This is a genomic window from Streptomyces sp. NPDC021093, from assembly GCF_044333135.1.
Lineage (GTDB): Bacteria > Actinomycetota > Actinomycetes > Streptomycetales > Streptomycetaceae > Streptomyces.
Window position 1 is genome coordinate 428,741 of sequence record NZ_JBIRQJ010000007.1, and the last position, 14,366, is coordinate 443,106.

Below are 14,366 nucleotides of genomic sequence, written 5' to 3' on the forward strand. Positions count from 1 at the left end.
GTCAAACCACCAGGTAATTACTTGGTGATCTTGGTGACCTGGCCGGCGCCGACGGTCCGGCCACCCTCACGGATGGCGAACTTGAGGCCCTCCTCCATGGCGACCGGCTGGATCAGCGCGACCGACATGACGGTGTTGTCGCCCGGCATGACCATCTCGGTGCCCTCGGGCAGCGTGACGACACCGGTGACGTCCGTGGTACGGAAGTAGAACTGCGGGCGGTAGTTGTTGAAGAACGGGGTGTGACGGCCACCCTCGTCCTTCGACAGGATGTACGCCTGCGCCTCGAACTCCGTGTGCGGGGTGACCGAGCCCGGCTTGATGATGACCTGGCCGCGCTCGACGTCCTCGCGCTTGATGCCACGGAGGAGCAGGCCGACGTTCTCGCCAGCCTGGCCCTCGTCGAGCAGCTTGCGGAACATCTCGATGCCGGTGACCGTGGTGGTGGTCTTCTCTTCCTTGATACCGACGATGTCGACGGTCTCGTTGACCTTGAGGACACCACGCTCGATACGGCCGGTGACGACGGTGCCACGACCGGTGATCGTGAAGACGTCCTCGATCGGCATCAGGAACGGCTTGTCGACGTCGCGCTCGGGCTGCGGGATCGACTCGTCGACGGCGGCCATCAGGTTCAGGACCGACTGGCCCCACTCCTTGTCGCCCTCGAGCGCCTTGAGCGCCGAGACCTTGACGACCGGCAGGTCGTCGCCCGGGAACTCGTACTCGGAGAGGAGCTCACGGACCTCGAGCTCGACGAGCTCCAGGATCTCCTCGTCGTCCACCATGTCGGCCTTGTTCAGGGCGACGACGATGTACGGAACGCCGACCTGGCGGGCCAGGAGCACGTGCTCCTTGGTCTGCGGCATCGGGCCGTCGGTCGCGGCGACGACGAGGATGGCGCCGTCCATCTGCGCCGCACCCGTGATCATGTTCTTGATGTAGTCAGCGTGACCCGGGCAGTCGACGTGCGCGTAGTGACGCGACTCCGTCTGGTACTCGACGTGCGCGATGGAGATCGTGATACCACGCTGACGCTCTTCCGGCGCCTTGTCGATCTGGTCGAAGGCCGAGGCCTCGTTCAGGTCCGGGTACGCGTCGTGCAGCACCTTGGTAATGGCGGCCGTGAGGGTCGTCTTACCGTGGTCAATGTGACCGATGGTGCCGATGTTGACGTGCGGCTTAGTCCGCTCGAACTTTGCCTTCGCCACTGGGTCCTCCTGCGGAGTGGTTCTGTACGCCTTGCTTCATCGGCGCCAGGTGATCTTTGCTGGGATGCCGGCGCCCGGGGCATTCAGCACGGATTGCGCTGAATGCCCCAGTGGCTCCGGTGATAAGCCTAAAGCGTGTGCTCATACGGGTCGGAACCCGCACTCGCGGTGGGCAACTCGGGAAGAGCCGCCCGGTGAGTTACTCGGGAGAGTTACTCGCCCTTGGCCTTCGCGATGATCTCCTCGGCGACGTTCCGCGGAACCTCGGCGTAGGAGTCGAACTGCATCGAGTAGCTTGCGCGACCCGAGGTCTTGCTGCGGAGGTCTCCGACGTAGCCGAACATCTCCGAGAGGGGCACGAGGCCCTTCACGACGCGAGCGCCGCTGCGCTCCTCCATGGCCTGAATCTGGCCACGGCGGGAGTTCAGGTCGCCGATCACGTCGCCCATGTAGTCCTCGGGCGTGGTGACCTCGACGGCCATCATCGGCTCAAGGATCACGGGAGAGGCCTTGCGGGCACCCTCCTTGAACGCCTGCGAACCGGCGATCTTGAAGGCGAGCTCCGAGGAGTCGACCTCGTGGTAACCACCGTCGAGAAGGGTGACGCGGACGCCGACCATCTCGTAACCGGCCAGGATGCCGAACTGCATGGCTTCCTGGGCGCCCGCGTCCACCGACGGGATGTACTCCCGGGGGATGCGGCCACCGGTGACCTTGTTGACGAACTCGTACGACGCGTCGCCACCCTCGATGGGCTCAAGGGCGATCTGCACCTTCGCGAACTGGCCGGTACCACCAGTCTGCTTCTTGTGCGTGTAGTCGATGCGCTCGACGGCCTTGCGGATCGTCTCGCGGTACGCGACCTGGGGCTTGCCGACGTTCGCCTCGACGCGGAATTCGCGCTTCATGCGGTCGACGAGCACCTCAAGGTGAAGCTCGCCCATACCACCGATGATGGTCTGGCCGGTCTCCTCGTCCGAGTGGACCTGGAAGGACGGGTCCTCCTCAGAGAGACGCTGGATGGCTACACCCAGCTTCTCCTGGTCACCCTTGGACTTCGGCTCGATGGCGACCTCGATGACCGGGGCCGGGAAGTCCATCGACTCCAGGATGACCGGGGCCTTCTCGTCGCACAGCGTCTCACCGGTGGTGGTCTGCTTGAGACCCATGACGGCGATGATGTCGCCGGCGCCCACCGATGCGATCTCCTCACGCTTGTTCGCGTGCATGCGGTAGATCTTGCCGATGCGCTCCTTCTTGCCCTTGACCGAGTTCAGCACGGAGCTGCCGGCCTCAAGGCGGCCCGAGTAAACCCGGACGAAGGTGAGCTTGCCCAGGTGCGGGTCGCTCATGATCTTGAACGCGAGACCCGAGAAGGGCTCGTCGTCCGAAGGCTTGCGCAGGACGACCTTCTCCGGGTCCTTCACGTCGTGGCCTTCGACGGCCTCGACGTCCAGGGGAGAGGGCAGGTAGCGCACGACGGCGTCGAGCAGGGGCTGGACGCCCTTGTTCTTGAACGCCGTACCGCAGAACACGGGGCTGACGGTGACGGAGTCGGCGCTGCCCTTCGACGCGAGCGTGATGCGACGGATAGCCGCCATCAGCTGCTCCTCGGTGGGCTCCTGGCCCTCGAGGTACAGCTCCATCATCTCTTCGTCGTGCTCGGCGACCGTCTCAAGGAGCTTCCCGCGCCACTCGTCGGCAGCCTCGGTGTGCGTGTCCGGGATGTCGACGGTGTCGTACATCTCGCCCTTGGCGGCCTCGGCGGACCACACGAGGGCCTTCATCGCCACGAGGTCGACGACGCCCTTGAAGTCGGCCTCTGCACCGATCGGGAGCTGCATGACGAGCGGGACCGCACCGAGGCGGTCGACGATCATGTCGACGCAGCGGTGGAACTCGGCACCCGTACGGTCGAGCTTGTTGACGAAGCAGATGCGCGGCACGCCGTAGCGGTCCGCCTGACGCCAGACAGTCTCGGACTGGGGCTCGACGCCGGCCACACCGTCGAACACGGTGACAGCGCCGTCGAGGACGCGGAGCGAACGCTCCACCTCGACGGTGAAGTCGACGTGACCCGGGGTGTCGATGATGTTGATCGTGTGATCGACATCATTGAGCGGCCAGTGGCAGGTCGTCGCGGCAGACGTGATCGTGATGCCGCGCTCCTGCTCCTGCTCCATCCAGTCCATCGTGGCAGCGCCGTCGTGGACTTCACCGATCTTGTAAGACACACCGGTGTAGAAGAGGATCCGCTCGGTGGTGGTCGTCTTGCCCGCGTCGATGTGGGCCATGATCCCGATGTTGCGGACCTTGGCCAGGTCAAGCGAAGTGGTGGCCATAAGGCTCAATCTTCTCTCGGTCTCGAAGTGGGTAACGACTACCAGCGGTAGTGCGCGAAGGCCTTGTTGGACTCGGCCATCTTGTGCGTGTCCTCACGCTTCTTGACGGCAGCGCCAAGACCGTTGGAGGCGTCGAGCAGCTCGTTCATGAGGCGCTCGGTCATCGTCTTCTCGCGGCGGGCGCGGGAGTAACCCACGATCCAGCGGAGCGAGAGGGTGGCGGCGCGACCGGGCTTGACCTCGATCGGCACCTGGTAGGTGGCGCCACCGACACGGCGGGACTTGACCTCGAGCGAGGGCTTGACGTTCTCAAGCGCGCGCTTCAGCGTGATGACCGGGTCAGCGCCGGTCTTCTCGCGGAGGCCTTCCATGGCGCCGTAGACGATCCGCTCGGCGGTGGAACGCTTGCCGTCGAGCAGGATCTTGTTGATCAGCGACGTGACAAGAGGAGATGCGTAGACCGGGTCAATGATGACCGGGCGCTTCGGGGCGGGGCCCTTACGAGGCATTCTTACTTCTCCTTCTTGGCGCCGTAGCGGCTGCGAGCCTGCTTACGGTTCTTGACGCCCTGCGTGTCGAGGGAACCACGGATGATCTTGTAACGAACACCCGGAAGGTCCTTCACACGACCGCCACGCACGAGCACGATCGAGTGCTCCTGCAGGTTGTGGCCCTCACCCGGGATGTAGGCCGTGACCTCGATGCCCGAGGTCAGACGCACACGCGCGACCTTACGGAGCGCCGAGTTCGGCTTCTTCGGGGTGGTCGTGAACACACGCGTGCAGACGCCACGGCGCTGGGGCGAACCCTCAAGCGCGGGCGTCTTGTTCTTCTCGACCTTGTCCTGTCGGCCCTTTCGGACCAGCTGCTGGATCGTAGGCACTACTTCTCCGTTTTCTGTGTGCCGATCACTGTGAAACTAACCTGGAACAGTCCCCGACCCACGCGGTCGGGTGTGTCGGAACCGGCACGCTCCGCCGAGGCGGAAGACGACGCGGATCGCGATGGCCTACGTAAAGACGGGCTCGCTCTGCGGCTATAGACACGCACAGGAGCCCAGGCACACCCCAGGCACAGGTCCGAGCGTACCTACCTCATCGACCTGGGTCAAAACAAATGCTGTCCACCCGTGCGGCAGACGGCAGCACTCCTCTTTCCCGGCCGCCACGAGGCCCCGACCGACCGCACGAACACGCACAGTCACGCAGGGTTCCACAAGGGCACAAATTGCACACACTCCTTCACCAATAAGGGTGAAGCTGTAGGGTCGTGTGCAACACGAACGCCCATGTGTGCAAAGGGAGTTGCACGGTGGGCGGAAGCCTGGGGGGGCCGTTGTGTCGAGCACAGCCATGGACGCGTCCCGCGACGGACGCGGGAGAACGGGCGGGAACGGGAGCGCGAGCGGTGGTCGCCGCCGCGGCTCCGGGCACCGGCGGCGCCGGGTCGCGTCCTCGCACGCCCCTGTGCTGTTCGACACCGTCGTGGTGGTGCCCGCCCGCAACGAAGAGGTCGGCATCCTGCTGGCCCTGGACTCCCTGGCGGCCCAGTCGCACCGCCCCGACCTCGTCATCGTCGTGGTCAACAACTCCACCGACCGCACCGAGGCCTACGCGCGCGAGTTCGCGTTACGCCCCGAGTCCCCCAAGACGGTCGTCCTCAACCTCCCGGACAACCCGCACAAGAAGGCCGGCGCCCTCAACCACGCCATCGACTGGCTGACCCACGCCAGGGGCGGCCTCACCTCCGCCGCACGCTTCGTCCTCGTCATGGACGCCGACACCAGCCTGCACCACGAGTTCCTGCTGCGGGCCAGGAACGTCCTGCTGTCCGACCCGGCCATCGGCGGCCTCAGCGCCACCTGTCTCGGACGCACCGACCTGTGGAACAGCACCTGGCAGCGCTTCCTCACCGGCATGCAGATCATCGAGTACGGGCGCTACGCACGCTCCCGCTACCGCGGCAACATCCACTCCATGTCCGGCGCCGGGTCCTTCTACCGCGCCGAGGCCCTGATGAGCCTGCTGCGCTGGCGCGGCGAGGTCTTCTGGGAGGACCACGCCAACCTGGTCGAGGACTACGAGACCACCATCGCGCTCAAGGAGTCGGGATGGAAGGTGACGGCCAATCAACTCTGCATCGCCTACACCGACTTGATGCCCACCCTGCGCGAACTGATCCAGCAGCGGGAGCGCTGGGGCCGGGGCACCGTCGACACGCTGCGACGCCGCGGCTGGACCCGGCACACCTGGTTCTCGATCACCACCATGATCCTGGGCTTCGTCGGCTTCCTCTACACCTTCGCCTGGCTCGGAGTCTGGCTCGGAGTCACGGCCCGCTCGGGGTTCCTGTTCCACCCCGCCTGGTTCTCGCTGACCGGCTTCTGGTCGGCGTGGGCAGCGCTCAACGTCCGGCACCTCGGCTGGAAGGCCATGGTGATCTCCGCGCTGATGCTGCCGGGGCTGGTGTTCGCGGTCGTCCGCAACTACTGGCTCGTCACTTCTGTCATCAAGTCGTATGCCACGCGCGTGAGTTCGTGGAAGTGACCGCTCGATGACCACTCGATGACCACCCCCTGAAGAACGTCCCCGAAAGGAAGAACACAGAAATGAACTACACCGCCGGCGCCGCCACCGGAATCGTCGCGGGAGGCGCCACCCTGGCTGCCACCGGCGCCTCCTCCTCCGGCCAGATCCTGCTCGCCGCGAGCGTCGCCCTGGTGCTGGGCAGCGTCGCCACGTACGTCGCCGCCCTGCGCAGGCGCCGGCTGGACACCGCGGCGGCCACCGGCCGCTGAGCCCGGCTCCGTACCGTACGGAACAACGCCGAAGGGCGGTCACCCGGTGAGACACCGGGTGACCGCCCTTCGTACGTACAGCTACACGCGCTTACTGGTTGTACGGACCGTAGTCGTAGTCCTCCAGCGGAACGGCCTGGCCGGAGCCCGTGCCGAACGGCGAGTAGTCGATGTCGTCGTAGCCGACGGCCGAGTACATCGCGGCCTTGGCCTCTTCGGTGGGCTCGACCCGGATGTTGCGGTAGCGGGAGAGACCCGTACCGGCCGGGATGAGCTTACCGATGATGACGTTCTCCTTGAGGCCGATGAGGCTGTCGGACTTGGCGTTGATCGCCGCATCCGTCAGGACTCGGGTCGTCTCCTGGAAGGAGGCGGCCGACAGCCAGGATTCCGTCGCCAGCGAGGCCTTGGTGATACCCATCAGCTGCGGACGACCGGAGGCGGGGTGACCGCTCTCCTGGACCACACGACGGTTCTCGGTCTCGAACTTCGAGCGCTCGACGAGCTCGCCCGGCAGCAGTTCCGCGTCGCCGGACTCGATGATCGTCACGCGGCGGAGCATCTGCCGGATGATGATCTCGATGTGCTTGTCGTGGATCGACACGCCCTGGCTGTTGTAGACCTTCTGGACTTCGCCGACCAGGTGGACCTGGACCGCACGCTGACCGAGGATCCGCAGCACGTCGTGCGGGTTGGTCGCACCGACGGTGAGCTTCTGGCCCACCTCGACCGCGTCGCCCTCGCCGACCAGCAGACGGGCACGCTTGGAGATCGGGAACGCCGTCTCCTCGCTGCCGTCGTCCGGGGTGACGACGATCTTCTTGGTCTTCTCGGTCTCCTCGATCCGCACGCGGCCCTTGGCCTCGGAGATCGGGGCGACACCCTTCGGCGTACGAGCCTCGAAGAGCTCGACGACACGGGGCAGACCCTGGGTGATGTCGTCACCGGCCACACCACCGGTGTGGAAGGTACGCATGGTGAGCTGCGTACCCGGCTCACCGATGGACTGGGCGGCGATGATGCCGACCGCCTCACCGATGTCGACGAGCTTGCCGGTGGCCAGCGAGCGTCCGTAGCAGAAGGCACAGGTGCCGACCGCGGACTCACAGGTCAGGACCGAGCGGGTCTTGACCTCCTCCACGCCGTGCATGACCAGCTGGTCGATGAGCACGTCGCCGAGGTCGACGTTGGCAGGCGCGATGACCTTGCCGTCGATCACGACGTCTTCCGCCAGCATGCGGGCGTAGACGCTGGTCTCGACGTCGTCCGTCTTGCGGAGGATGCCGTCGGCGCCCTTCTCCGCGATCTTCAGCTTGAGGCCGCGGTCGGTGCCACAGTCCTCCTCGCGAATGATCACGTCCTGCGAAACGTCCACCAGACGACGGGTCAGGTAACCCGAGTCGGCGGTACGCAGGGCGGTGTCGGCGAGACCCTTACGGGCACCGTGGGTGGAGATGAAGTACTCCAGCACGGAGAGACCCTCGCGGAACGACGCCTTAATCGGCCGCGGGATGGTCTCGTTCTTCGCGTTCGACACCAGACCACGCATACCGGCGATCTGACGCATCTGCATCATGTTTCCTCGGGCACCCGAGTCAACCATCATGAAGATGGGGTTCGTCTTGGGGAAGTTCGCGTTCATCGCCTCGGCAACCTCGTTGGTCGCCTTGGTCCAGATCGCGATGAGCTCCTGAGTGCGCTCTTCCTTGGTGATGAGACCGCGCTCGTACTGCTTCTGGACCTTCTCGTCCTGCTCCTCGTAACCCCGGACGATGGCCTTCTTGGCCTCGGGGACGACGACGTCGGAGATGGCCACGGTGACGCCCGAACGGGTCGCCCAGTGGAAGCCGGCCGCCTTCAGGTTGTCGAGCGTCGCCGCCACGATGACCTTGGGGTAGCGCTCCGCCAGGTCGTTGACGATCTCGGAGAGCTGCTTCTTGCCCACCGAGTAGTCGACGAACGGGTAGTCCTCGGGCAGCAGCTCGTTGAAGAGCGCACGGCCCAGCGTCGTACGGAGACGGAAGGAGTCACCGGTCTGCCACTCGGGCTCGCCCTCCTCCGCCACCGGCGGGGTCCAGCCACGCGGCGGGACGGTGCCGATCGGGAAGCGGATGTCGACCTTCGCCTGGAGCGAGAGCTCCCGGTTGTCGAACGCCATGGTCGCCTCGGCGGAGGAACCGAACGAACGGCCCTCACCGATGACCTTGCGCTCTTCCTCGTCCGTGGTGAGGAAGAAGAGGCCGAGCACCATGTCCTGGGTCGGCATGGTGACGGGACGACCGTCGGCCGGCTTCAGGATGTTGTTCGAGGACAGCATCAGGATGCGGGCCTCGGCCTGCGCCTCTGCCGAAAGCGGCAGGTGCACGGCCATCTGGTCACCGTCGAAGTCCGCGTTGAACGCGGTGCAGACGAGCGGGTGGATCTGGATGGCCTTGCCCTCGACCAGCTGCGGCTCGAAGGCCTGGATGCCGAGGCGGTGCAGGGTGGGTGCACGGTTCAGCAGCACCGGGTGCTCGGCGATGACCTCTTCGAGGACGTCGTACACGACGGTGCGGCCGCGCTCGACCATGCGCTTCGCCGACTTGATGTTCTGCGCGTGGTTCAGGTCCACCAGGCGCTTCATCACGAACGGCTTGAAGAGCTCCAGCGCCATGGCCTTCGGCAGACCGCACTGGTGCAGCTTGAGCTGCGGGCCGACGACGATCACGGAACGCGCGGAGTAGTCCACACGCTTGCCGAGAAGGTTCTGACGGAATCGACCCTGCTTGCCCTTGAGCATGTCGGACAGCGACTTCAGCGGACGGTTGCCGGGGCCCGTGACCGGGCGACCACGACGGCCGTTGTCGAAGAGCGCGTCGACGGCCTCCTGAAGCATGCGCTTCTCGTTGTTCACGATGATCTCGGGGGCGCCGAGGTCAAGGAGTCGCTTCAGGCGGTTGTTGCGGTTGATCACGCGGCGGTACAGGTCGTTCAGGTCGGAGGTCGCGAAGCGGCCACCGTCCAGCTGCACCATCGGACGCAGGTCCGGCGGGATGACCGGCACGCAGTCGAGCACCATGCCCTTGGGGCTGTTGCTGGTCTGCAGGAACGCGGAGACGACCTTGAGGCGCTTGAGCGCACGGGTCTTCTTCTGGCCCTTGCCGGTACGGATGATCTCGCGGAGGCGCTCGGCCTCCTCCTCGAGGTCGAAGGACTCCAGGCGCTTCTGCAGTGCAGCAGCACCCATGGAACCGTCGAAGTACGTGCCGAAGCGGTCACGCAGCTCGCGGTAGAGGAGCTCGTCGCCCTCCAGGTCCTGGACCTTGAGGTTCTTGAAGCGGTTCCACACCTCGTCGAGGCGGTCGATCTCGCGCTGGGCGCGGTCACGGAGCTGCTTCATCTCGCGCTCGGCACCTTCGCGCACCTTGCGGCGCACGTCGGCCTTCGCACCCTCGGCCTCAAGCTCGGCCAGGTCGGTCTCAAGCTTCTTGGCGCGGGCCTCCAGGTCGGAGTCACGACGGTTCTCGACCTGCTGACGCTCGACGGAGACGTGCGCCTCCAGCGAAGGCAGGTCGCGCGTCCGGCGCTCCTCGTCCACGAAGGTGATCATGTACGCGGCGAAGTAGATGACCTTTTCGAGGTCCTTCGGCGCGAGGTCGAGCAGGTAGCCAAGGCGCGAGGGAACGCCCTTGAAGTACCAGATGTGCGTGACGGGCGCGGCCAGCTCAATGTGGCCCATCCGCTCACGACGCACCTTGGCGCGAGTGACCTCGACGCCGCAGCGCTCACAGATGATGCCCTTGAAGCGGACACGCTTGTACTTGCCGCAGTAGCACTCCCAGTCCCGGGTCGGACCGAAGATCTTCTCGCAGAAGAGTCCGTCCTTTTCGGGCTTGAGCGTGCGGTAGTTGATGGTCTCCGGCTTCTTCACTTCGCCGTGGGACCAGGTCCGGATGTCGTCCGCGGTGGCGAGGCCAATCCGCAGCTCGTCGAAGAAGTTGACGTCGAGCACTTGTCGTCAATCCCTCTTTCGGGGGTTCGAGCCCCTCGCGTGAGCGAGATTAATGGGCACTTCAAATGGTCTGAACGGGTCCGGGGAGGGCCGGGAGTCCTCTACTGGGAGGACTCCCGGCCGGCCCGTCAGACCTCTTCGACGCTGCTCGGCTCTCGCCGGGACAGGTCGATACCGAGTTCCTCCGCTGCGCGGAAGACGTCCTCGTCCGTGTCACGCATCTCGATGGACATGCCGTCCGAGGACAGCACCTCCACGTTGAGGCAGAGCGACTGCATTTCCTTGATGAGCACCTTGAAGGACTCGGGAATGCCGGGCTCCGGGATGTTCTCGCCCTTGACGATGGCCTCGTAGACCTTCACGCGGCCGGTCACGTCGTCGGACTTGATCGTCAGCAGCTCCTGGAGGGCGTACGCGGCGCCGTATGCCTCCAGCGCCCACACCTCCATCTCACCGAAGCGCTGACCACCGAACTGCGCCTTACCACCCAGCGGCTGCTGGGTGATCATCGAGTACGGGCCGGTCGAACGCGCGTGGAGCTTGTCGTCGACCAGGTGGTGGAGCTTGAGGATGTACATGTACCCGACCGAGATCGGGTCCGGGAACGGCTCGCCGGAGCGGCCGTCGAACAGGTTGGCCTTGCCCGAGGGCTGGACCAGCCGGTCGCCGTCGCGGTTCGGGATCGTGGCCTCGAAGAGACCGGTGATCTCGTCCTCGCGCGCACCGTCGAACACCGGGGTGGCGACGTTGGTGCCGGGGTCGACCTTGTCGGCGCCGATCACCTGGAGGCGCTGCGCCCACTCGTCACCCAGTCCGGAGACGTCCCAGCCGCGGCTGGCGAGCCAGCCGAGGTGGATCTCCAGGACCTGTCCCGGGTTCATTCGGGACGGCACACCCAGGGGGTTCAGGATGATGTCGACCGGGGTGCCGTCCTCCAGGAACGGCATGTCCTCGATCGGCAGGATCTTGGAGATAACACCCTTGTTGCCGTGACGGCCGGCGAGCTTGTCACCGTCGGTGATCTTGCGCTTCTGCGCCACGTAGACACGAACCAGCTGGTTCACGCCCGGCGGCAGCTCGTCGCCCTCTTCGCGGTCGAAGACGCGGACGCCGATGACCTTGCCGATCTCACCGTGCGGCACCTTCAGCGAGGTGTCGCGCACCTCGCGCGCCTTCTCACCGAAGATCGCGCGGAGCAGGCGCTCCTCCGGCGTCAGCTCGGTCTCGCCCTTGGGCGTGACCTTGCCGACGAGGATGTCGCCGGCGACGACCTCGGCACCGATACGGATGATGCCGCGCTCGTCGAGGTCGGCGAGGACCTCTTCGGAGACGTTCGGGATGTCCCGGGTGATCTCCTCCGGGCCGAGCTTGGTGTCACGGGCGTCGACCTCGTGCTCCTCGATGTGGATCGAGGAGAGGACGTCGTCCTGCACCAGCCGCTGGCTGAGGATGATCGCGTCTTCGTAGTTGTGGCCCTCCCACGGCATGAACGCCACGAGGAGGTTCTTGCCGAGCGCCATCTCACCCTGCTGGGTGGCGGGACCGTCGGCGAGGACCTGGCCCTCGATGACCCGGGAACCCTCGTTGACGACAACCTTCTGGTTGACCGAGGTGCCCTGGTTCGAGCGGGAGAACTTGGCGATCCGGTACGTGGTGTACGTGCCGTCGTCGTTGGCGACGGTGACGTAGTCCGCGGAGACCTCCTGGACCACACCCGCCTTCTCCGCCTTGATGACGTCACCGGCGTCGACCGCACAGCGGTACTCCATGCCGGTGCCGACGAGCGGAGCCTCGGACGTGATCAGCGGCACGGCCTGACGCATCATGTTCGCGCCCATGAGCGCGCGGTTCGCGTCGTCGTGCTCCAGGAAGGGGATCATCGCGGTCGCGACCGACACCATCTGGCGCGGCGAGACGTCCATGTAGTCGACGTCGTCGCCCGGGATGTAGTCGATCTCTCCGCCACGACGGCGGACCAGGACGCGCGACTCGGTGAAGCGCATGTCCTCACCGAGGATCGCGTTCGCCTGGGCGATCACGAAGCGGTCTTCCTCGTCGGCCGTCAGGTAGTCGACCTCGTCGGTGACGACACCCTCGGTGACGCGGCGGTACGGGGTCTCGACAAAGCCGAAGGCGTTGACGCGGCCGTACGAAGCCAGCGAACCGATCAGACCAATGTTGGGACCTTCGGGCGTCTCAATCGGGCACATACGGCCGTAGTGGGACGGGTGCACGTCACGGACCTCGAAGCCTGCCCGCTCACGGGACAGACCACCGGGACCCAGTGCCGAGAGACGACGCTTGTGCGTCAGACCCGACAGCGGGTTGTTCTGGTCCATGAACTGCGACAGCTGCGAGGTGCCGAAGAATTCCTTGATCGACGCCACGACCGGGCGAATGTTGATCAGGGTCTGCGGCGTGATCGCCTCGACGTCCTGGGTCGTCATGCGCTCGCGCACGACGCGCTCCATACGAGCCAGACCCGTGCGGACCTGGTTCTGGATGAGCTCGCCGACGTTGCGCAGACGACGGTTGCCGAAGTGGTCGATGTCGTCGGTCTCGACGACGATGTTCCGACCCGACTCGCCGACCGTCTCGACCTCGCCGGCGTGCAGCCGGACCAGGTACTTGATGGTGGCGATGATGTCCTTGCTGGTGAGGACACCCGCGTTCAGCGGCTCGTCGGCGCCGAGCTTCTTGTTCACCTTGTAGCGGCCGACCTTCGCGAGGTCGTAGCGCTTCGGGTTGAAGTAGAGGTTCTCGAGCAGCGTCTGAGCAGCCTCGCGCGTGGGCGGCTCGCCCGGGCGCAGCTTGCGGTAGATGTCGAGCAGCGCGTCGTCCTGGCCCTGGGTGTGGTCCTTCTCCAGGGTGGCGCGCATGGACTCGTACTCGCCGAACTCCTCCAGGATCTGCTCGGTCGTCCAACCGAGAGCCTTCAGGAGAACGGTGACGGACTGCTTGCGCTTGCGGTCGATGCGGACACCGACCATGTCGCGCTTGTCGATCTCCATCTCCAGCCAGGCACCCCGGGACGGGATGATCTTGGCGGAGAAGATGTCCTTGTCGGACGTCTTGTCGATCGACGAGTCGAAGTAGACACCCGGCGAGCGGACCAGCTGCGACACCACGACACGCTCGGTGCCGTTGATGACGAAGGTGCCCTTGTTGGTCATGAGCGGGAAGTCGCCCATGAAGACCGTCTGGGACTTGATCTCGCCGGTCTCGTTGTTGGTGAACTCCGCGGTGACGAAGAGCGGGGCGGCGAACGTGAAGTCGCGCTCCTTGCACTCGTCGATGGAGTTCTTCGGCGGCTCGAAACGGTGGTCGCGGAACGTCAGCGACATCGACCCGGAAAAGTCCTCGATCGGGGAGATCTCTTCGAAGATCTCTTCCAGACCGGACTTGGTGGGGACGTCCTGTCCACTCTCGAGAGCGGCCTCGACGCGACCCTTCCAAGCGGCGTTACCGAGCAGCCAGTCAAAGCTCTCGGTCTGCAGCGCGAGGAGGTTCGGAACCTCGAGGGGCTCCTTGATCTTTGCAAAGGAGATGCGCAGCGGGGCGGTGCTTGCGCCGTTGTTCGTATTGGAGGTCGAGGCGTTGCGCGAGGCGGCCAAGAGGGGGTCCTTCCGAGGGCTCGGACTCACTACGCGCGTACCGGTCCCACATTGGACACGGAGACAGAAAAGCCCAGATCAGGGCAGTTCATTCCTCAGTGGCCAAACAGTGGGCATGCCCCTGGTGACGGGCAGGAGGCAGCTAACAGGCAGCGCAAAGGGTCAGTGTAGCCACTTGGCCCACTGATGTCCAGAGCGGGTTTTTTGGGACCCTCATCGGCCTCTTTGTTCTTCTCAACGCCACTGTCCGTGCCACTGCGTCAACGCCACTGCCCCGGCCACTGACCGCCTGCCTGACTGCTTCTGCGTCCTGCTGTTGTGCCAACGCCACGGGGCCAGCCCTCGCGCTCTGTGAGCGCACCTCGATACTGCCCTCTTCGCCGTCGATCCATGCCTCGGAGTCGGATCGTT

General features: G+C 65.4%; 8 protein-coding genes. 2 read left to right on the forward strand and 6 right to left on the reverse strand.

The window, feature by feature from the left end:
* Positions 1-17 precede the first annotated feature (17 nt).
* The 4 genes from tuf to rpsL all read right to left on the reverse strand — a co-directional run bounded on the left by tuf (position 18) and on the right by rpsL (position 4,436).
* Positions 18-1,211: an elongation factor Tu gene (tuf, locus tag ACH4SP_RS24020; protein ID WP_189821111.1), complete on the reverse strand. Its 1,194-nt coding sequence runs from the start codon at positions 1,209-1,211 to the stop codon at positions 18-20.
* 212 nt (positions 1,212-1,423) lie between these two features.
* Positions 1,424-3,553 (reverse strand): elongation factor G, encoded by a 2,130-nt coding sequence (gene fusA, locus ACH4SP_RS24025; protein WP_398417574.1) that lies wholly within the window; start codon positions 3,551-3,553, stop codon positions 1,424-1,426.
* A gap of 38 nt (positions 3,554-3,591) precedes the next feature.
* Positions 3,592-4,062 carry a 30S ribosomal protein S7 gene (gene rpsG / locus ACH4SP_RS24030; RefSeq protein ID WP_185027993.1) on the reverse strand — a complete coding sequence of 157 codons (471 nt, stop codon included), beginning with the start codon at positions 4,060-4,062 and terminating at the stop codon, positions 3,592-3,594.
* Positions 4,063-4,064: 2 nt separating this feature from the next.
* Positions 4,065-4,436, reverse strand: a complete 372-nt coding sequence (rpsL, locus tag ACH4SP_RS24035) for a 30S ribosomal protein S12 (RefSeq protein ID WP_003948652.1) — start codon at positions 4,434-4,436, stop codon at positions 4,065-4,067.
* Positions 4,437-4,890: 454 nt separating this feature from the next.
* On the opposite strand from rpsL, the gene ACH4SP_RS24040 reads away from it, so the two are divergent.
* Positions 4,891-6,099, forward strand: coding sequence for a glycosyltransferase family 2 protein (locus tag ACH4SP_RS24040; protein WP_398417575.1), 1,209 nt, complete (start codon positions 4,891-4,893; stop codon positions 6,097-6,099).
* A gap of 62 nt (positions 6,100-6,161) precedes the next feature.
* Positions 6,162-6,350, forward strand: coding sequence for a hypothetical protein (locus tag ACH4SP_RS24045; protein WP_398417576.1), 189 nt, complete (start codon positions 6,162-6,164; stop codon positions 6,348-6,350).
* A gap of 91 nt (positions 6,351-6,441) precedes the next feature.
* Here ACH4SP_RS24045 and ACH4SP_RS24050 read toward each other — a convergent pair whose 3' ends face one another.
* Both ACH4SP_RS24050 and rpoB read right to left on the reverse strand, forming a co-directional pair.
* Positions 6,442-10,341, reverse strand: a complete 3,900-nt coding sequence (locus tag ACH4SP_RS24050; RefSeq protein ID WP_398417577.1) for a DNA-directed RNA polymerase subunit beta' — start codon at positions 10,339-10,341, stop codon at positions 6,442-6,444.
* Between the two features lie 128 nt (positions 10,342-10,469).
* The gene (rpoB, locus tag ACH4SP_RS24055) at positions 10,470-13,955 is read right to left on the reverse strand and encodes a DNA-directed RNA polymerase subunit beta (protein ID WP_398417578.1); all 3,486 of its coding nucleotides are present in this window, start codon (positions 13,953-13,955) and stop codon (positions 10,470-10,472) included.
* Positions 13,956-14,366: the final 411 nt, after the last annotated feature.